Genomic DNA, 19,391 nt, shown 5'->3' with positions numbered 1-19,391 from the left:
GCGTCGCCGAGGGCCCGTCGCCTTCGTCGGCGCCCTTGTGGTCGCCAGACGCGCCGCCCCTGCCGGGGAGCTGTTCCATACCTATGGAACGCCGCCTTTGCCCTTCCACATGGGCGTGCCCTCGCAAGACGCCTTTCCGTTCAAGCTGTGGTCGCGCGTCTTCGCGCGAGCGGCGCGGCGGGCGGCGGCCGCGCCGCTCAGCTATCCCGATCCCCGGGGTGATTCGCAGCTGCGAAAGGAGATCGCGGCCTATGTCGGGATCGCGCGGGGTCTTCGGTGCAGTCCCGCCCAGGTGTTCATCGCGGCAGGCTATTCCGGGGCGATCGGTCTGGCGGTGCGCGCTCTGCAGGTCGAGGGATCGCGGGCCTTGATCGAGGACCCGAGCTTCCCGATCACACGCAAAGCGCTCGACCTGGCCGGCATCACCGTGACGGCCGTTCCGGTCGACGCCGAAGGCCTGGATGGCTCGTCGCGCAGCCGGGATGACCGATAGCGGAGCGGCGTATGTTGCCGCCTGCAAGCGAATCCTGGAGCAGGTGGGGAAGGCGGAACGAACCGCATCCGGCGAATACAACGCGCCAAAGGACGACCTGATCATTACGGCACCCGTTGTATTCGGACGACTGCATGTGTTGCCCGCGATAAATGATTTCCTCTCGCACTTTCCGGACATCAACGTGCGGTTGGTGCTGTCGGACCGCAATGTGAATCTCATCGACGACCATATCGATATGGCTGTGCGAATTGGCCCTTTGCCAGACAGCTCATGGTTGCGACACGGGTGGGATCCGTTCGTCGGGTGGTCTGCGGCAGTCCGGCCTACTTTGCTGGCTGTGGGCTTGCCGAGGGCGCCGGCGGATCTTTCCTCAGTCTCTTGCGTCACGTTCGATGTTCTGGCGTCCACTACATCCTCGAGTTTCGCCACGCCGGGCTCGATGTTGAGCAGACCGTAACTATTCGCTCACGCCTTTCGGTGAATACCGCTGACGCCGCGATCGACGCCGCCGTGGCAGGTGTGGGCGTCACCAGGGTCCTCTCCTATCAATCTGCAAAGGCGATCGAACAAGGAAAGCTTATCGCCGTTCTTGAAGAATTCGAGGCGGAACCCACGCCGGTCAGCCTCGCCCACGCAGGTCAGGGGCTTTTGCCCCTCTCCTGCACGAGCCCTAATTCACATCGATTTCAAGACATAGGTGTCGTCGAAGTCGGCGAGCCTCGGATACGCGATCGTCGGGGCACACGAGACCGAGGACGCGTTCGCGGTAACGATCAAGGCACATCCGGCGCTCGCCACCGCTGATGCGCGCCGGCGTGATTGATCGGGAACAGGATTGTATTGATTGGCCCGTTTAGTCCGCGGTCGGAATAGATCGGCGGCGGTCCGCCGATTGTGACGGAACACATCGCGCGCTTTCCTGCGAAGGCGCCGCGGTCATACCATTTGCCGCCGCCATAGATGCGGCCGCCTGACGCAAACACCCGGCCAACGCAACCCTTGAGGATTGCCGGCAGTCCGAACCATCAGAGCGGAAACTGCAGGATCAGTACGTCGCACCAGAAGAGCTTGTCCATCTCCGCCTGGATGTCTGCGGTGGACCCGTCAAAGGCTGCCGCATTCGCCTCCTCGGCCTGCTGTCGGTAGTAGTTCGCGTCGCGCACCGTCGTGAAGTTGCTACGATCTAATACCGGATTGAAGCCCATAGCGTAAAGATCGGAGATAACGACCTGATGTCCTGCCGCAGACAGCGCCCCCTGCGCCGCGCTGGTCAGGGCGCCGTTGAAACTGGTAGGCTCGGGGGTGGGCATGAACGATGAAGATGCGCACCGTGCTTCCTCAGTCATTTTCTAGACGCTGAAAAGGTCCGCTCTGCGACGTAGTCTACCGAGAGGACCCCGGCGCCCCGTGTTAGAACGAGCAGCAAAAGCGAGGCCCACACCAGATGCTCTGCCCAGTTTTCCGGATAAACGAAGATCTGGATGACAGACACGACGCCGAGCAGCATCAGCGCTGCAACGCGCGAAAACAGGCCGAGGAAAATCAACACCGAGCCCGTGAGTTCGGCGGCCGTCGCCAGCGGTGCTGCGATCGACGGATCGATGAACGGCAAATTGTATTCGCTGGCGAACAGTTGCAACGTCACCGGCCAGGAAGCCAGCTTCGATTGCGCCGACTGCCAGAAGACATGCGCGATCGCGACGCGGGCTGCGAGTTGGACCAGCGAGAATGGGATATGTTCGGGCAATTTGATCACACGTCTATAGAAACCGACTAAACCGGCCTGGCTCGTCGAGGAATGCTCTGAGATTGCGGTCATGACTGTCTCCATCAGTTTGAGAGGGGAGGCACGGTGATGCGCACGTTTGTGACGAGCCCGTCGGCGAACAGGCGCACGAGCGCGGAAACGAGGTCGAAGTTAGGTTCGAGCGCATGCGCGCGGCTTGCAGCATGTTCGAGGCCGAGGCAGTGCTTGAGAGAATGGCGGAAGGCGAAGTCTGCGCGGTCGAGTAGAACCAGGCGAACGCTGTTCCCGGCCCGCCACAACGCCACGCGTTCGGGGCGTCTCGTCCAGGTGCAGTGCCGGTCGACAGCTGTGCCATGCTGGTGCGCTGTCCACACCGACAGGATCGACCAGTGTGAAACGATAAGCCGCAGCGATGGCTGCAGAAGGATATCGGGCGAAGGTCCGAGATCGGTCTTGTCATAGTCCGCCAGGGTGCGGGGCTGCAGCGAGGCCGTGTCGAGCGCCTCGGCAATGGCCCATTCGAGCCGCGCCGTCTCGGCCACCACCGGCATGTCGGACAGCGTGTCGATCGTCTTCAGGAAGCGCGGGAAGCCGGCGCCGTAGCGGGCAAGCCGCGATTCCACCGGCGGGTGGCGTCGAATGAACTCGCTCGCCACGAAACGGAAGAAACGTTCGTCGACAAGGCGAACTGTGACTGGAAAGACCGCCATCAGCACCGCGGTAAGCGAACTACGCGTGTTGTTTTGGTAGATGCGCAGGCGGGCCAGAGGATCGGCCTTGCCGGCGGTCAGCATGTTCGAGGCGACCATTGGTTCCATGGCGAGCACCGAGCGCGCCATGGAGGTCTGCAGATGCTCAAGCGGCAGCATGGTATCCCCCCCTCCATTGGCGGCAACGCCACGGGCATGACCGGTCTGGCCTTGGCGGCGGCAAATGCCGCAAGCACTGGCATGCTGGTCCTCGCGCTTTCGAAACAAAGCAGGGTGGGCATCGGCCGAGGCTTGGCTGCCGCGGCTTGTCTCGCGGCCTGCTTGCGGCTGAACATGATCGAAGCGGTCAGCATGTCGGCCCACATCGCTTCGCCAAGCAGCACGTCGAGAACGGGGACATCCGTATCCCATTCGATCAACGTCGGGCGCGGTCCAATCCGGTCTATGGCATGCTGGTAGAGCGTCCAGACGACCGGCGGCACGCGTGAGCCATGATCATCGATGAGCACGGTGTCGGCCCCGACCTGATTGGTCGCATGGCCGGCAAGATGGATCTCGCCGATGGAACCGGCCGGCAGCGCATCGATGAAGGCTTTTGCATCATATTGGAGGTTGTGCGCCGAGACCTGGACATTGTTGACGTCGAGCAGCAGGCCACAGCCGGTCCGCGCGACGAGCTCGGCCAGGAATTCGGCCTCGTTCATCGAGGAATCCGCGAAGGCGACATAGGCAGACAGATTTTCGATCAGCACCTGCCGCTTCAGCGTGCCCTGGACAGTCTCGACATTGCGCGCCACAATCGCCAGCGCCTCTTCGTCATAGCGCAGCGGCAGCAGGTCGTTCAGGTAGGCGCCGTCAGCGACGCTCCAGGCGAGATGCTCGGAAACGAGATCGGGCTGGAAGCGCTCGCAGACCCTGCGCAGCCTTTGCAGATGGTCGTGATCCACGCCCCTTGCACTGCCAAGCGACAGGCCAACTCCGTGAACCGACAGTGGGTAGATTTCGCGAAGCTTTTCCAGCGCGTCGACGCCGGCGCCGTCCCCCATGTAGTTCTCGGCATGCACTTCGAGCCAGCCAGCGGAGGGTCTGCGGGTCAGCATTTCACTGATGTGAGGAGAGCGGAGACCGATGCCCGCGGATGCCGGGATCGTGAGGGGCTGAAATGCACGGGACATCGGTCTGCTCCTTTCCAAGTGGGTTGGGTCGAAATCTGGGTTGGTCAGGCTTTCGGCTTGTCGCTGCCGCCGGCAATCTTGGCGCAGCTGCCGGCGGGCACGTAGAGCCAGGAATCCGGTTGGTTGTCGGCGGTCGAGGTGCCGGCGCAGGAATGCGTCGCGGTCTGGCAGTCGTTCTGGCCGGCCTTTACGACGCCGTAGCACTTCTCGAACGAGAAATTGGGCTTGGCGGCGGGGCCTGCGTAAGCAGCCGTCGCGGCCAGCGAAGTGGCGGCCGCGAGGGCCGATCCGATGAGGGTCTTGGTGTTGATCACGGGCGTGTCTCCTGTTTGCGTTTCGAGGGAAAGACTGACCTTTGCGGCCTGTCTGCAAGCAGTGTCCCTGATCCGGCGGCCGAGCTGAAATGCTGTCTCGGCATGGATTTGATACGCGGTCCCTATGTAGAGGGGGCCCCATGCAAAAAAGCCCTCCGGCGGGGAACCGGAGGGCTTGGCGCCCGCGTTCGTGAGCGAAGCGAAGCAGGCGCCTAGACGTATCGGGTTTTGCTGTCGACGGCCGAGCAGTCGTCTACAGCGTGATGATCGGCCAGAAGCCAGTCCTCGGCTCGCTGTCGTCCTCTGTCGCGCATGTCGGTTAACTCACCCCAGTCGGTCCATGGCCTTGCGAACAGCGCCGAGGCGGCCCGATGCTGGCTGTCGAAGATGGCGTGAATTGGCGTGCACGTCATCGCACAAGGAATGGCGGCGGGGCGGCGATCCGCACAAGGTGCCATGAACAATGCGGGCTTGCCGGTGACGATCAGCCGATGGCCGGTATCAAACGGCTGGACGAGCGGCAACGCCGAAACGTCGCCATCGCCCCAATAGGTGTCGCCGTCGATTTCTACGGCAGGGAAGAGGAATGGGACCGTCGCTGCCGCCAGGATCGCGTCAATCGACAATTGATCGCTGGTGAAAATCTTGACCTCATCGGTGCGGGCATTCGAAGCCAGGATGCAGAGCCTCACCGGGCAGCTCCTTTTGTGGATTTCCGCAATGTCAATCGACTGTTCCAGGATCGATCTCAGCGGATTGGCTGTAACGGCCGCAGACATCGATGCGTGACTGACGCGCCGCCAGAAGTTGGTGAGCGCCGTCCGGGCGCCACGCCGACCGCCCAGGGCCAGGCCATAGGCGAGAACCGCCGCCTCCATCGCCCCGAAGCCAGATGCGGTGATGGTGCGGAAGGAAAGGCCGGGCTCATCCAGCAAGCGGTCGAGCACGCCCCAGACAAAGGCGCCGTGTGCGTCGCTTGCCAGGACAATGTCGACGCGCTGCCGCTCTTCCACTGCAGGTCTTGCAATGACGGGTTGGTCAATTTCGGTTCCGGTCTGGATATGCATCTTTCAGTCTCCATCCCAAACGCCAGGGTGGGCGTTGATGGAGAGACTGCCGCATCATCTCCTGTTGGCGAAATGCCAAGGTGGCATGGACTCCATAGGCATATGGCATTGGCTGCGATCGCTCGTGCGTCGCAAGGTTTGGCAGGTAGGCGAAAGTCCCGCGATTTTTGCTTTGAGCCAGCACCACGATGGTCGTCGGCAAGCCTTCAGCACAAGGAGCGTGTCACGAGAATACGAATTGTCTGCCTGGGGGCGATTGCCCTGTGTGTTTTTGGCGGGGCCTCCTCCGCCGACCCTTTCAGCAACCTTGCGGCTCTGCCCACATTCTATACGGACGCCAGCATGAAGACGATGAAGCCGATGGCTGGATTCAAGAAGGCCTGGTTCGCCATGCCAAAGCATGATCGGGTCACGATGGCCAGGGTGTGCAACGACCCGGCGATGAGCAAGCCCCATGCCCAATTCTGCGCCAACGTGCTCGCCTTGGGCGGTGCCAATTAGCGGCTGTGCCGCCAAGCATCTGCAGGATGCACAGCCGGTATAAACTTCATACGTAGATGGCATTGGCTAATTGCTGACCGATTGCAGCAAAGTTCATCTCGGCAAGCACGAACTACAGAGTTCTAAATTGCTGCCGACCATTACCGCCGTCGTCGATGGGACGATTGCTTAACTTCAGAGAAGGATCATATGATGAATATCAAAGCTATCTGCCTCGGCGCCTTTGCACTTTCCGTTTTGAGCGGCGTTTCGTTCGCCGGCGCGCTCGACGAGCCGTCCAACATGCAGCCCTTCTTCACCGACGCCAGTATGAAGACGATGAAGCCCAAGGCCGAGTTCAAGGCCGCCTGGGACGCAATGGCGAAGGACAAGCAGGGTGCCATGATGAAGGAATGCCAGGATGCGGCGATGAGCAAGCCGCACGCCGAATTCTGCGCCAATCTGCAGGCGCTCGGCGGCGCCAACTGAGCTGCCCCGACCGTCCCGAGCAACACCAGCACGACATGATGGCGAGCGGCCTGCTCGCCATCATCTTTTTCGGCGAGGCCCCCGGGCCGCCACGCTGCACATGATGCCTGCTACGCGCGATCATCGGGCCATGACAGATCGCTATCGACTTTATAGCCGCAGTGCATTGGCGCCGAGACATGGTTTGCCGCAGGCTCCGAAGCTACGAAAAGCCTCGTTTGCAATCGGGACAAATCGGCATGGACATTCACCACATCCGCTACTTCCTTGCCGTCTGCGAGACGCGAAACTTCACGCGCGCTGGCGAAAAGTGCAATGTCACCCAGCCGGCGCTATCGCGCGCCATCCAGCAGCTCGAGGACGAGGTCGGCGGCCTGTTGTTTCGCCGCGAACGGAACCTGACCCACCTGACCGATCTGGGCGTGCTGCTGCGGCCCCGTTTCCAGCAGATTCTCGACGAACTGACCGGAGTGCGGCAAGAGGCGTCGAGATTCTTGTGCCTGGAAAACGCCAACCTCAAGGTTGGCGTCATGTGCACCATCGGTCCACGCCGCTTCATGGGCCTGCTAGCCGACTTCAACAGGCGCCAGCAGGGCATCCAGCTGCAACTGGTCGAGGGCGTGCCGGCATCGCTCTCGCAGCTGCTTGAATCAGGGGAAATCGACGTCGCCATCATGGCGTCGACCGACAGCTTTCCGGACCGGTTCGATGTCACGCCGCTCTATCGCGAACGCTTTGTGCTGGCTTTTCCAAACGGCCATCGGCTGGCGCGCAACGACAATGTCGCCATCTCCGAACTCGACGGTGAAAACTATCTCAGGCGTCTCAACTGTGAATATCGCGATCATCTTGCCGGTCTGTGCAGCGACCGCGGCGTGAAGCTCAGGATCTCCTACGCCAGCGAGCGCGAGGACTGGATCCAGAATATGGTTTCCGGAGGGCTTGGTATTTGCTTCATCCCGGAGTTCAGTGCGGTGATCCCGGGCCTGCAGGTCCGACCAGTCATCGATCCCGAAGTCTGGCGGGAAGTGTCCCTGGTGGTCGTGGCGGGACGCAGATTCTCGCCCGCGGCATCGGCCTTCGTCAACAGCGTCAAGGCGCATGGCTGGCCGGAAAGCGCGATAGTCCAGGCGATCCGCAAGACCGCGGCCTGAAGCAAAACTGAAGAAACCTTTGTGCCGCGCGGCAAATCCTGTCGCGCGTTTTTTGTGCGTTTGCGTTGGCCGACGATAGTTTTCAGGTATCGAATTGAGAGCCAGTCAGCATTTCTCTTTCATTGCCGCGCCGGTCACTCTCCTTGCCATGCCCCGCCTCCCGCGTTTGGGCACCGACAAAGGAGAAATACGACATGGCTATCAAGAAACTCAATCTTGCGCTTGCGATCGGGCTGCTTTCCGCAACCGCCGCATTTTCCGCTGCCCCGGCCTTCGCCGGCGACTGCCCTGCCGGCCAGGCCGCCACGACCGACATCCAGGACCATCCCAGCAAGCCGGTTGGCGTTACCGACACGGTTCTCTCGGCAATCGATCTGAGCAGCAAGGGCGAGGCCTGGAAAGGCAACATGCTGCGCCTTCGCAAGCTCGTCGTTCAGCCGGGCGGTGTCGTGCCGTGGCATGAGCACAACGTTCGCCCGGCCAACATCCTGATCGTCGAAGGTTCGATCACCGAATATCGCAGCAGCTGCAAGGTGGGGATCGAGCATCCAGCCGGCGACGTTACAGCCGAGTTCGGCCAGCTCGCCCATTGGTGGAAGAACAACGGCAAGGTGCCCGCGGTTCTCTATTCGGCTGACGTCCTGCCACCGGCGATGCCCGACGGTCACATGATGTGAGCCGCTCGCCGCGGCGAGCAAGATTCCAGCATTAGCAACTGAGAACGCGTCCTCAGGCGGTCGCCTGGGGACGTATGGCCACGGAGCCCTGTCATGACGATGAGTGAACAAACGGAACCGACTCGGCTGCGCATGGTTGCCGCAGACAGCTGGCGCTTTGGCCTCGTCGCGCTGATCGCGTTTCTCACGCTCGTCGATCTGTTCGCCACCCAGGCCATCCTGCCTTCGCTGGTGATAAAATTCGGCGTAAGCCGAGCGACCATGGGTTTCGCCGTCAATGCCAGCACGTTCGGCATGGCGGTGGCCGGCATCGCGGTGGCTCTTTTTGGGCGCGGCATCGATCGCCGCAATGGCATCTGGATCAGCCTGGCCATCCTGGCGATCCCGACGACACTGCTTTCGCAGACGGACAGTATTGTGGTCTTCGCCCTGCTGCGCGTGGCGCAAGGCCTTTGCATGTCGACCGCGTTCACGCTGACGATGGCCTACCTGGCCGAGCACTTTTCCGCGCGGCAGACGACGAGTGCGCTTGCCGCCTATGTGACGGGCAATGTCGCCAGCAACTTTTTCGGACGGCTGATGTCGGCCGCCGTCGCCGACACGTTCGGCATCTCCACCAACTTCCTGACCTTCGCCGCCCTCAATCTGTTTGGCGCAGCTCTTGTCTGGTTCACGCTGCAGAAGACATCCGCAATGATGCGTGTCGACACGACAGGCGAGCCTGCCCGCGCGGCCTGGAAGGGCCTGCTGGATAACACCGAGCTGCGTGCCTGTTTCGCGATCGGCTTCCTGATCCTCTTCGTCTTCATCGGCACGTTCACCTATGTGAACTTCCAGCTCGTCGCCGCGCCGCTTTCGCTGTCGCCGATGGCGCTGGGGCTGGTGTATTTCGTGTTCCTGCCCTCCATGCTGACCACGCCGCTCGCCGGGCGTGTCGCTGCGGGTCTTGGCCCGAGGATCGGTATCGGCGCAACGCTTGCGCTGGCGATCCTGGGTTTGCTTCTGCTGCTCACGCCCCGCCTGCCGATCGTTCTTGCCGGAATGACGCTGGTCGCGATCGGCACCTTCCTGGCGCAGGCAATAGCGACGGGGCACGTCAGCCGGACAGCCTCGCGCGACCGAGCCGCCGCAAGCGGCATCTACCTCGCCTCCTACTATGCGGGCGGGCTCGCCGGCAGCTTCGTCATCGGCCAGATTTACGACCGGATCGGGTGGACCGCATGCGTGGCGGTGCTCGCCGTGGTCCTCGCCGCTGCGATCGCGGTCGCGCGCGTGCTGCAGACGCCAAAGGCGTGAGACCTAACGACTGAAAATTTGACTATCCAACAAAGGAGACTGACATGACCACCTACCTGAAGACCTTGCTTGCCGGCACCGCCATGTTAGTGGCGATCGTCGTCCCGGCTGCCGCTTCGGATGGCGTCGTCACGGTCAAGAGCGACTACTCCGTCGCCGAGACCGTCGCCCGCATCAAGAAGGACGTCCTCAAGAAGGGCATCAAGTTCTTCGGCGTCATCGACCAGGCAACGCTTGGCAAGAACGCCGGCAACGATGTCAGGCCGTCGCGGCTGGTGATGTTCGGCAACCCGGCACTCGGCACGACCTTCATCACCTCCAATCCCGAGGCCGGCCTCGACTGGCCGGTGCGCGTGCTGGTCTACCAGACAGCGGATGGCGCGGTTTATGCCGCCTACAGCGATTTCGACTGGATCGCCAAGCGGCATGGCATCACTGACCGCGAGGCCCAATTCAAGATGGCGACCGAGGTGATCCAGTCCGTGACCTCGACGATCAAAAAGAACTGAGCCCGCACACATGTGCGGAGATCCGCCGCCCGGGCATGCGAGGCAGGTTGTCTGGTGGCGCCGGTCTACTCGGCGGCAGACTATGCCTTCGCTCGCTCGCCGAACCACTTCTTCTGCGTGGCCTCGCGAACCAGTGCGCCAACCGCCGGCGAATGCCTGCGGCCGCGCACGGTGACGAGATTGACCTCGCGCCAGAATTCCGGCTCGGTAATCGGCAGGGGCACCACTCCGGGGTGCTTGGCTGTATGCTCGGGCATGAAGCCGAAACCAAGCCCGGCGCCGATCATCGCGAGTGTCCAATCGTCACGATCGCTCCAGTAAACGGGGCTGACGGTGACGCCCTGCTCGGCGAGAACGGCATCCGCGTAGCCGGCAAATTCAGTTGCGGCGCGATCTTACTAGCTGCCCCAACGTCAAACAAGCCAAGGCGGCTGGGTCGAATGGCGTCGAGCTGATGATCTGACTGTCGGCTATCGAATCCATGTCTCAACGGCATTTCCGCTGCTTCGAGCCGCTCGCCATACTCAGCCAAGAACTCGAGACTGGGCGCGCAAGCCCGTTGCTCGCAGCCGTTGCCGGCCATCCCGGCGGCTCCAACCGAAGGAAACGACGATGCTCAGAGGAAAGACAGCACTCATCACCGGCTCGACCAGCGGCATCGGACAAGGCATCGCCGAGGCCTTCGCTGCCAAGGGCTGCAACATTGTGCTCAATGGTTTCGGCGATGCCGGTGGGATTGAACTGCTGCGGGCGAAGCTTGCCGCTGACCACGGGGTGACCGTCCGTTACGACAATGCCGACATGAGCAAGGGCGGCGCCATCACCGCGATGATGGACAAGGCGATCGCCGAGTTCGGCGCGGTCGACATCCTCGTCAACAATGCCGGCATTCAGCATGTCGCACCGATCGACGAGTTCCCGATAGAGAAATGGGAGGCCGTCGTAGCGATCGATCTGATGTCGTCGTTCTATACGATCCGGCGTGCGCTGCAGGCGATGAAGGAGCGCAAATGGGGTCGCATCATCAACGTCGCGTCCGCTCACGCCCTCGTCGCCTCACCCTACAAATCCGCCTATGTCGCCGCCAAGCATGGTGTTGCCGGTCTGACCAAGACGGTTGCGTTGGAAGTCGCCGAGCAGGGCATTACCGTCAATGCGGTTTGCCCCGGATACGTGCTCACCCCGTTGGTCGAGAAGCAGATTCCGGACACGGCCAAAGCGCGCGGGATCACCGAAGAACAGGTGATCAAGGATGTGCTTCTGGCGGCTCAACCGACAAAGCAGTTCGTGACCGTAGCCCAGGTGGCGGCACTCTGCCTCTTTCTGGCCTCGGACGACGCAGCCTCGATCACCGGCGCCATCATGCCGATCGAAGGCGGCTGGACCGCTCATTGAACTGGCAACGAGGAGCAAAGACCATGAACAAGATCACCCGAAATCCTCCGAGCGCTGAACCTTTGCCGGAGGTCGCCCATGCGGCTGCCGTCCAGCGGCAAACGGTGTTGGTGCTGCAAGGCGGCGGCGCTCTAGGTGCCTATCAGGCCGGTGTTTACCAGGCGCTCGTCGAAGGCGGGATTGAGCCGGATTGGGTGATCGGCACGTCGATCGGCGCCATCAACGCCGCGCTGATTGCCGGAAACGAACCAACGGTTCGGCTGGCGAGGCTTCAGGAATTCTGGGAAGGCGTCAGCCGTATCAGCCCGTTCGATGAGTTTTTCCGGATGATGGTTCCAAGCAATGTCTTTGCCAATATGGGCACCGTGATGCGCGGCATACCGGGATTCTTCGAACCGAATCCAAGCGCCATGTTCGGAGTGAACCGCGAAGTGGGTGTCGAGAACGCCTCCTACTACACGACCGATCCGCTCAAGAGGACGCTGAATGACCTGATCGACTTCGATTATCTCAACCGGCGCCATACCCGCCTGACGGTCGGCGCGGTCAACGTCAACACCAGTGAACTCAAATACTTCGACACCCGAGAGATGACCCTGTCGGCGGCGCACATCATGGCATCGGGCGCCTTGCCGCCGGCGTTTCCGGCGGTCTGCATCGACGGCGAGCCCTATTGGGATGGCGGCATCTATTCAAACACGCCGATCGAGGTCGTGCTCGACGCGCGTCCGCGCCGCGATGCGCTGATCTTTGCCGTCAACATGTGGCAGCCCCGCGCCACCGAGCCGAAATCGATCTGGCAAGTCATGGGCCGGCAAAAGGATCTCCAATACGCCAGCCGCGGCCGGAGCCACGTGGCGCGGCAGGAGCAACTGCATCGTCTGCGGCACGTCGTGCGCGAAATGGGAAAGCTCGTCCCCGAGGAGCGGCGCGAGGATACGATGTTCAAGGAACTCGCGTCCTATGGCTGTCCCTCGGTCATGCATCTTGTGCGGCTGCTCTCACCGCGCCTCGACGGCGAGGATCACACCAAGGACATCGACTTCACCCGCGCAGGCATCCGCACGCGCTGGCAGGCAGGATACGAGCATGGCCAGCGCGTCCTCTCCGAGAAGCCGTGGGTATGCGACGTCGACATGCTGCAAGGCATCGTCATCCACGAATCGCAAGAGTGATTTTTTCGAGCGCGGCGAGGCCGAGAAAAGTGACGGAGAATACCGATGCAGATCACCACTCCGGGAATACGATTGGTTCCAGAAGCCGTGCTTGCCAACAACGCCGCGCTTTTCCGCACGATACCGGAGACTCCATCCCATGCGGATAGCGCGCTGCATCGCGTGGTCGTCGTCGGTGGCGGCGCGGGCGGATTGGAACTGGCAACGCGCCTCGGCCGCAAGTTCGGCAAGCGGCGACTTTCCATCACGCTTGTCGACCGCAATCGCACCCATATCTGGAAGCCGCTTCTGCACGAGGTCGCCTCAGGTGCACTGAGCGCATCGAACGATGCGGTCGAATACATCGCCCACGCCAGTCGCCACCACTACCGATACCGCATCGGCGAAGTCGTCGGAATCGACCGCGCCAAGCAACAGGTTTTTGTCGCGCCCAGTTTCGACGATGAGGGCAGGCAGATCATCCCGCCACGTGTGCTGGGCTACGACACGCTGGTGCTTGCCGTCGGCAGCATCAGCAACGATTTCGACACGCCGGGGGCGGCTCGTTACGCAATCGCGCTCGATACGGCCGATCAGGCGGCCCGATTCAACAAGCGCCTGATCGACGCATGCCTGCGCGCCAATGCGCAATACGAGCAGCTGTCGCCAGGCCAGCTGCATTGCGTCATCGTTGGTGCCGGAGCCACCGGCGTCGAGTTGGCTGCCGAACTGCACAAGTCGATGCGGGAGATCGCGTCGCACAACCTCGACAACATCGATTTCGAAAGGCTGATCCGCATTACCATCGTCGAGGCCGGGCCGCGCATCCTGCCGGCTTTGCCGGAACACCTTGCGCGCGCCTCAGCGCGCCTGCTTGTCGATCTAGGCGTCCAGATACGGTGCGGGTCCAAGGTCACCGAAGTGACGGAAGGCGGCATCAGGCTTGGCGAGAAGCTGTTCGTGCCGGCCGAACTCGTCGTCTGGTCCGCTGGTATCAAGGCGCCCGATTTTCTGAAAAAACTCGATGGCCTCGAGACGGACCACATCAATCGCCTGGTCGTGGATGAGACATTGCAAGCCAGGGCCGACGAAAACGTGTTTGCGATCGGCGACTGTGCGAGCTGTGTCCTGCCCGGTGAGGACAATCCCTTGCCGCCGCGCGCCCAGATAGCCCACCAGCAAGCTGATCACCTGGTCAAAGTGATTGCCGCACGTCTCGCGGGACGGGCCGCGCCGGCATTCCGTTACCGCGACTACGGCTCCCTTGTTTCGCTTGCCGACTACGGCTCATTTGCCAGCCTGATTGGCGGACTTAGGATTGAAGGTCTGCTCGCCCGGCTGATTTATCGCTCGCTCTACAAGCTGCATCGCAAGACGGTGCACGGGACCTTGAAGACCGCGCTGGACACGATCACTGGGATCCTGGCGCAACGCACCAAACCTCGCGTTAAACTGCATTGAATCTCGGGAAGGCAAAGGTGGAAAAATATGATGTCGTGATCCTCGGCGGGGGCAATGCCGGGATGGGTGTGACGGTGCCTACGCGCGCTGCCGGGATGTCGGTGGCCATGATAGAGGCACGCGACCTCGGCGGCACTTGCCCCAATCGTGGCTGCACGCCCAAGAAGGTCCTCGTTGCCGCAGCCCATGCGCTTCATGAGATTGAACGGGCGCATCGCCACGGCATCACGGTCGATACGCCGAGGCTTGACTGGCAAGCCTTGATCGACCGTGAAAAGGATATGATCAGGGACATTCCCTCCCGCCTGTCAGGATTGATGGCCGAGCGCGGCGTCGATGTCATCGTCGGCGAGGCCTCGTTCATCGGCAGCAATGCCATTAGCGTCGACGGTCGCGAGCTTGAAGCCAGGAACATCGTCATCGCAACCGGTTCGAAGCCGCGTTCACTGCCCATTCCAGGTGCCGAGCACGTGACCATTTCGGACGCTGTCCTGAACGACCCGGTGCTGCCCCGCGCGGTCGTTTTCATCGGCGGTGGTGTCATCGCCTTCGAACTGGGGCACGTCTACGCGCGCGCCGGCGCCGAGGTGACGATCCTCGAAGCGCTGCCGCATCTGCTGGGAACATTCGATGCCGATGCCGTCGCCCAAATCCTTAGCGAGAGCGAGCGCATTGGCATTCATGTTCGCACCCTGGCTTGGGTCAAAACGATCGACAAGATCGACGGACGCTTGCGCGTCACGTTTGTAGCGGATGGCGTCGAGTGCGCGATAGATGCGGACAGGGTTGTGAATTGCGCCGGGCGCCTGGCCAATGTCGAGGGGCTCGATCTTGGCGCCGGCGTTATCGTGCATCGCGAAGGCCGCATCGAAATCGACGATCATCTTCGTTCGCGGTCGAACCCGGACGTCTATGTCTGCGGCGATGCGGTTTGGAATTCTCCGCAGCTTTCGCCGGTAGCGACCTATGAGGGCGGCATCGTTGGCCGCAACATCGTCGAAGGGCCGAGGCACCGGCCGGACTACGGTCAGATACCGGCGTCTCTATACACAGTCCCGGCCTTAGCCAGCGTCGGGCTGACCGAGGCCAAGGCCAAAGAGCAAGGACTTGGCGTCAAGGTCCATGTGAACGACATGCAGGGCTGGCTGTCGGTGAGGACCTATGCCGAGACCGTGGCCTGGTCGAAGATCATCGTCGAGGAGACGACGGACAGGATCGTCGGCGCATATGGTGGGCCATGCTGGCGAAGAGCTAATCCATATCTTCGCGCTTGCCAGGAAACATGGCATCACGGCAACGCAGCTGGCCGAAACGGTCTACGGCTTCCCGACCTTCGCCTCTGATATCAGGAACATGATGTAACGAATTGAGGAGAGGCGGCGAACAGAATACGAACCTCTCCTGCGTTGATGCACGCGGTGCATCAAATCCATGCGAGAAAAGCATGACATCCAGCCTAAGCTTATGAATTCATTGGAAAAAGAAGTGTCCACCCTTCCTCCGCACTTATAGAACTGTTTGCATCGCTACGAGCAGGTCCGCTCCGTCGCAGTGGCGATCGCCGGCGACATGGCGTCGGCCGATGCCGTGCAGCTGGTGCTGCCGGAGACCGGCGTTTGCACGGCGCCAGCATCGTTTTTCGGCTCGTCGGCCGAAGGCTGCTGCGGTGGCCCGGCGCCGACGGCGGTTGATGCCTGCTGTGTGGCGGATGCCCAGGCCAAGGAGAGTGGCAAGTCTGGCTGCGGCTGCAGCGCCGCAGCATGACCTCTTCCCCTCAGCCGACCGCCACCGTGCGCGGTCGGCGCACGATCATCACCACACTTGGCGTGACACAGATCATGGCCTGGGGATCATCGTACTATCTCCCCGCTGTCATTGCGCCGGGGTCGCTGCGGACACGGGCTGGCCCTTGGCGTGGGTCGTTGGAGGCCTGTCTCTGGGATTGCTCACGGCGGGAGTGATCTCGCCGCGTGTCGGGAGTTCAATCGAACGGCATGGCGGCCGCAACGTACTGGCTTTCAGCGCCGGATGCATCGGGCTCGGCCAGATCGGTCTGGCGGTCGCTCCCAATGTGGCCGCGTATATTGTGGCGTGGCTGGTAATAGGCCTCGGCATGGGGGCAGTGCTCTACGACGCCGCGTTCGGAACCCTTGGCCGGCTCTACGGCCATGGGGCGAGGTCCGCCATCACGACGCTGACGCTGTTCGGGGCTTTGCCAGCACGGTGTGCTGGCCGATCTCGGCGTTTCTGCTGGGCGAGATCGGCTGGCGCGGCACCTGTCTGGTCTATGCCGCCGTTCAGCTTTTCATTGCTTTGCCGCTCTACCTCGTGATCGGTCCTCCGTGTGGACGTAACGCATGAACATCGTGACGGTCTTATGGGCGGTCAGCGCCATGCCGACTTTCACTGGCACGCCGGAATTGGCGATGTCGGTTGCCGAGCGGTGGCGTATGCCGTGCGTTCCGATGTGCGGCAGTCCGGCCCGCACCAGGATGCGCTTCCAGCCGTGATAGTAGGTGTGCTTCGACATAGGGAGGTTCGGATCGAAGATTGACGGGCAGACAAAGGGCGAGGCCTCGAACCGCGGGGCCGTCTCGAACAGCCGAGCCGCCTCCGCGCTCATGGGCTTGGACATACCGCCGGTCTTGCTGTCGGGCCATTCGATACGGCGGTTGTCGAGATCAACCCAAGCCCATTCGAGTTGCCGGATCTCCGACATCCGGGCAGCAAATTCGAACTGGAGCCGGACTGCGAGGAGAATGAAAGGATGCTCCAGGCCCTCCATCTCGGCCCTGTCGAGGTAGGCGTAGAGCCGCTTCAGTTCCGTATCGGTGATCAGCCAGGTCTTTCCCCGTTCTGGAAACTTCGGAATGTGGCGGCAGGGGTTGGAGCCATCCGGCCGCATCTCCCAGACCTCGGCCATGTTGAACATCTTTCGTACCGCCGCGAGAACACGGTTCGCGTTTGTCGGGGTCCTCGACATCTTCTTCATAAGGTTCGCGATGTCGGCCCGCGTGACGTCGGGCACCTTCATCTGGCCGAGATGGGGGACGATATAGAGCTTCCCATAGCCTCGGTTAGATCTAACGGTGGAGGCCTTATTCCGGGACTCGGAGTAGTCGTCGATAAATCGGTTAAGAGTTCCTTGACGGTTGATGCCCGTCGCGCAGCGGCCCGCTCGGCGCTTGGATCCTTGCCCTTGCGGACGTCGGCGAGCCAGTTCTGGGCAATCGTCCTGGCCTGTTCCACGGTGATTTCGCCGAACCGGCCGATCGCAGGCTTTCTCCGCTGACCATTGGCGGCGACATAGGCCACCATGAATGTCTTGCGTCCCGTCGGAGTGACCTTTAGCAAGAACCCAGGTATGACTGTGTCGCGAAGTTCGTAGGGTTCCCGATCGGCCGTCGCAACACCACTGCTGTTGAACGCAATTTCCCCGGTTTTCACCAGCGGATCACGATGACTTTCTCGGTCCCGTTGGCGAGTTCGACAGCTTCGGTGCCATCCGGTTTGCGGCTTTGAATTCTGGCGCTCCCGACAGCTTCAACGCCAACAACGTTGACTGCGAAGGCTTCATCGATTTCGGCGGCACAAACCAAGGTGTCAGGCGGCAGGTCCTTTACTTGATCCAACAACTCGCGAAGCTTCATGGTCGAATCTCCTTGGCGACAGCAGGAATGAGGAACAGCACGCTTTCGCCGCTCACTCGGAACCATGTCCCTTGAGAAAGGTTCCCGATGTCAACCCGCGGCAGGGTCGAGTCGTCATTGCCAAACGGCAAAACGAGTCCGAAGTTCCGGGCACGGACCTTTGCTTGGACGTTATCCCAGGACAGTCCTCTGGGATAACGTCTTTGAGGCACGGCTGCCCTTCCTGGCAAGCTCGGATCGTAGCCTGAGCTATCACATCGGCCCCGGCACCATCTTGGTCGGCTGCTCCGGCATCGGAAACGCATAATTGTCGCATTTCACGTCCGGGTTCGTCGGACTGAACATTCCGAGCGGGTTGTCCTTGAACAGCCAGGCGTGAAGGTCGTAGTGGTGGAACTCCTTCGGGATGAGCGGATAATGCCCCTCCATAGGCCCCATGAATGTCTGGCCGAAAAGCTTCGGCGGCTCCTTGGTGTCCGGCGTCAAGGGCACGAGCCATTCCGCGCCGACCAGGCGCAATTCGCCGCCGACCGGCTCATAGATCAGCACATTGGGACGCGTCGGATCCGCGGTCGGGCCGACAGTCGTGACGTTGACGAAATGGATGCCCATCGCGCCCTTCGGGTAGTCCATCGCCCCTTCTACCTTTTCGCCGCTGTAGAAGACGCATCCAACCGTCGACAGATAGAGCTCGCGAATGGCAACCTTGTAGTCTTCATACCTGGACAGCGATTTACGCAGGGCATCGATCTCGGCCTTGTCGGGTTCGGCGGCCCGAGGAGCAGCGGCGTTCAGACACGCGCCAGCGAGACCTGCCAAGGCGACGATACCGAGACGCCTGAGGTGAGTTGTTTTCGTCATGCATTCCTCCCAGATTTTTTTGTTCTGGCCGTGCAGGACCGAGGCGGTAGTGATGCTGGACGCGCGGCCGAAATTGATCGCCTCATCCCGGTGGGACTGCGTCGATGCTAATCCTTTCCTCTGATCGGGAGAATTAACCCTGACGACCTAGGCCCGAGCGGACCGATGGCGCGGAAACGGACGGCCGGCCGGGTCCCGCTTTGGACCGATGCTCTAGCGCCGCCGCAGCAGGCTCCTCATCCGGTTGCGCAGCAGGCGCGCCATGTTGCGGGTTTCGCGGTAGAGGTGAAGCTGCGACGCCGCCTGGCGGGCGGGGCGGTCGGCGTCCGGCGTCAGCCCGATCACCAGCGTCCCCATCGGCTTGCGTTCGCTCCACAGCCGGCTCATCACCGGATGGTCGGGCACCGCGCAGGAATCGGTCATCATGATGTTGGGGTCGTCGAGATGCTGCCTGGTCACCTCGATCATCAGCAGCGTGCCCGGCGAATAGGCGGCGAGCGTCTCGTCATAGGCGGTCTTCCAGGTGTAGGCGACGCCGGCCTCGACGAAGACGACCAGGCAGGCGATGGTGCGGCCGTCGAGCGTCAGCGAGTGGATGCGGCAGAGATCCTGCTCGGCCAGCCGGTGCACGGCTTCTCGGGCGAAGGCGGCGCGGTAGCGGTCGATGGCCATGGCAGTGCGTTCGCGGCCTTTCCAGCCGGCAGCCTCCAGCGTCAGGAAATTTTCGATGGCGTGGCGGATCTCGTCGGGCCCGCG

At 62.0% G+C, this 19,391-nt stretch carries 18 protein-coding genes and 7 pseudogenes; 14 read left to right on the top strand and 11 right to left on the bottom strand.

From position 1 onward, the window contains the following. A partial coding sequence (locus E5W70_RS15870; protein WP_292659609.1) for an aminotransferase class I/II-fold pyridoxal phosphate-dependent enzyme occupies positions 1-493 on the top strand: 493 nt, incomplete at its 5' end. Continuing rightward, positions 462-1,300 (top strand): annotated as a pseudogene (locus E5W70_RS33125) (LysR substrate-binding domain-containing protein). The gene E5W70_RS15870 and the pseudogene E5W70_RS33125, both read left to right, overlap by 32 nt. Here the strand turns inward: E5W70_RS33125 and E5W70_RS15860 are convergent. The 6 genes and pseudogenes from E5W70_RS15860 to E5W70_RS15835 all read right to left on the bottom strand — a co-directional run bounded on the left by E5W70_RS15860 (position 1,270) and on the right by E5W70_RS15835 (position 5,509). After that, positions 1,270-1,806 (bottom strand): annotated as a pseudogene (locus E5W70_RS15860) (NAD(P)H-dependent oxidoreductase). The pseudogenes E5W70_RS33125 and E5W70_RS15860 overlap by 31 nt on opposite strands. A 32-nt stretch (positions 1,807-1,838) precedes the next feature. Continuing rightward, entirely contained in the window at positions 1,839-2,315 is a 477-nt protein-coding gene (locus E5W70_RS15855; RefSeq protein WP_292659606.1) for a DoxX family protein, read from the bottom strand. Between the two features lie 11 nt (positions 2,316-2,326). Next, positions 2,327-3,112 carry a DNA-binding domain-containing protein gene (locus E5W70_RS15850; protein ID WP_292659604.1) on the bottom strand — a complete coding sequence of 262 codons (786 nt, stop codon included), beginning with the start codon at positions 3,110-3,112 and terminating at the stop codon, positions 2,327-2,329. After that, positions 3,031-4,128 (bottom strand): DUF692 domain-containing protein, encoded by a 1,098-nt coding sequence (locus tag E5W70_RS15845; RefSeq protein ID WP_292659603.1) that lies wholly within the window; start codon positions 4,126-4,128, stop codon positions 3,031-3,033. The genes E5W70_RS15850 and E5W70_RS15845 overlap by 82 nt, the downstream gene beginning before the upstream one ends. 44 nt (positions 4,129-4,172) lie before the next feature. Continuing rightward, positions 4,173-4,442: a DUF2282 domain-containing protein gene (locus E5W70_RS15840; protein ID WP_292659601.1), complete on the bottom strand. Its 270-nt coding sequence runs from the start codon at positions 4,440-4,442 to the stop codon at positions 4,173-4,175. Positions 4,443-4,654: 212 nt separating this feature from the next. Then, the gene (locus E5W70_RS15835) at positions 4,655-5,509 is read right to left on the bottom strand and encodes a patatin-like phospholipase family protein (protein WP_292659599.1); all 855 of its coding nucleotides are present in this window, start codon (positions 5,507-5,509) and stop codon (positions 4,655-4,657) included. A 342-nt stretch (positions 5,510-5,851) separates the two neighbouring features. Between E5W70_RS15835 and E5W70_RS15830 the strand changes: the two genes are divergently transcribed. The 6 genes from E5W70_RS15830 to E5W70_RS15805 all read left to right on the top strand — a co-directional run bounded on the left by E5W70_RS15830 (position 5,852) and on the right by E5W70_RS15805 (position 10,114). Further along, positions 5,852-6,010, top strand: coding sequence for a hypothetical protein (locus E5W70_RS15830; protein ID WP_292659597.1), 159 nt, complete (start codon positions 5,852-5,854; stop codon positions 6,008-6,010). Between the two features lie 192 nt (positions 6,011-6,202). Further along, positions 6,203-6,478, top strand: coding sequence for a hypothetical protein (locus tag E5W70_RS15825; protein ID WP_027169812.1), 276 nt, complete (start codon positions 6,203-6,205; stop codon positions 6,476-6,478). 239 nt (positions 6,479-6,717) lie between these two features. Then, positions 6,718-7,632, top strand: coding sequence for a LysR family transcriptional regulator (locus E5W70_RS15820; protein ID WP_292659594.1), 915 nt, complete (start codon positions 6,718-6,720; stop codon positions 7,630-7,632). Positions 7,633-7,826: 194 nt separating this feature from the next. Next, positions 7,827-8,309, top strand: a complete 483-nt coding sequence (locus tag E5W70_RS15815; protein ID WP_292659592.1) for a cupin — start codon at positions 7,827-7,829, stop codon at positions 8,307-8,309. 93 nt (positions 8,310-8,402) lie between these two features. Then, positions 8,403-9,605, top strand: coding sequence for an MFS transporter (locus E5W70_RS15810; protein WP_292659591.1), 1,203 nt, complete (start codon positions 8,403-8,405; stop codon positions 9,603-9,605). A gap of 44 nt (positions 9,606-9,649) precedes the next feature. Beyond that, a complete protein-coding gene (locus E5W70_RS15805; protein WP_292659590.1) occupies positions 9,650-10,114 on the top strand; it encodes a DUF302 domain-containing protein in 465 nt (154 codons plus the stop codon). A gap of 80 nt (positions 10,115-10,194) precedes the next feature. On the opposite strand, the pseudogene E5W70_RS15800 reads toward E5W70_RS15805, so the two are convergent. Further along, positions 10,195-10,473 (bottom strand): annotated as a pseudogene (locus E5W70_RS15800) (LysR family transcriptional regulator substrate-binding protein); the annotation flags it as partial. Between the two features lie 253 nt (positions 10,474-10,726). On the opposite strand from E5W70_RS15800, the gene E5W70_RS15795 reads away from it, so the two are divergent. From E5W70_RS15795 to E5W70_RS15770, 6 genes and pseudogenes are all read left to right on the top strand, one after another. Then, positions 10,727-11,509, top strand: a complete 783-nt coding sequence (locus tag E5W70_RS15795; RefSeq protein WP_292659588.1) for a 3-hydroxybutyrate dehydrogenase — start codon at positions 10,727-10,729, stop codon at positions 11,507-11,509. Positions 11,510-11,532: 23 nt separating this feature from the next. Then, positions 11,533-12,684 carry a patatin-like phospholipase family protein gene (locus E5W70_RS15790; RefSeq protein WP_292659587.1) on the top strand — a complete coding sequence of 384 codons (1,152 nt, stop codon included), beginning with the start codon at positions 11,533-11,535 and terminating at the stop codon, positions 12,682-12,684. A gap of 45 nt (positions 12,685-12,729) precedes the next feature. Then, positions 12,730-14,124, top strand: coding sequence for an NAD(P)/FAD-dependent oxidoreductase (locus E5W70_RS15785; protein WP_292659585.1), 1,395 nt, complete (start codon positions 12,730-12,732; stop codon positions 14,122-14,124). A gap of 62 nt (positions 14,125-14,186) precedes the next feature. Next, positions 14,187-15,486: pseudogene (locus E5W70_RS15780) on the top strand (NAD(P)/FAD-dependent oxidoreductase). 165 nt (positions 15,487-15,651) lie between these two features. Beyond that, a pseudogene (locus tag E5W70_RS15775) lies at positions 15,652-15,888 on the top strand (flavoprotein); the annotation flags it as partial. Beyond that, a pseudogene (locus E5W70_RS15770) lies at positions 15,885-16,464 on the top strand (MFS transporter); the annotation flags it as partial. The pseudogenes E5W70_RS15775 and E5W70_RS15770, both read left to right, overlap by 4 nt. Here E5W70_RS15770 and E5W70_RS15765 read toward each other — a convergent pair. The 4 genes and pseudogenes from E5W70_RS15765 to E5W70_RS15750 form a co-directional block, all read right to left on the bottom strand. Further along, a pseudogene (locus tag E5W70_RS15765) lies at positions 16,460-17,556 on the bottom strand (tyrosine-type recombinase/integrase); the annotation flags it as partial. The pseudogenes E5W70_RS15770 and E5W70_RS15765 overlap by 5 nt on opposite strands. Before the next feature lie 11 nt (positions 17,557-17,567). Beyond that, complete coding sequence (locus E5W70_RS15760) at positions 17,568-17,774, bottom strand: sugar phosphorylase (protein WP_292659581.1); 207 nt, start codon at positions 17,772-17,774, stop codon at positions 17,568-17,570. A 252-nt stretch (positions 17,775-18,026) separates the two neighbouring features. Continuing rightward, on the bottom strand, positions 18,027-18,635 hold the full coding sequence (locus tag E5W70_RS15755; RefSeq protein WP_292659579.1) for a hypothetical protein: 609 nt from the start codon (positions 18,633-18,635) through the stop codon (positions 18,027-18,029). Positions 18,636-18,848: 213 nt separating this feature from the next. Then, the coding region (locus E5W70_RS15750) for a GNAT family N-acetyltransferase (protein ID WP_292659577.1) at positions 18,849-19,391 on the bottom strand (543 nt) is incomplete at its 5' end.

The organism is Mesorhizobium sp., assembly GCF_005063415.1.
GTDB lineage: Bacteria > Pseudomonadota > Alphaproteobacteria > Rhizobiales > Rhizobiaceae > Mesorhizobium.
Note: the sequence above shows the minus strand (reverse complement) of the source record. Positions and strands in the feature narration are given on the sequence as shown.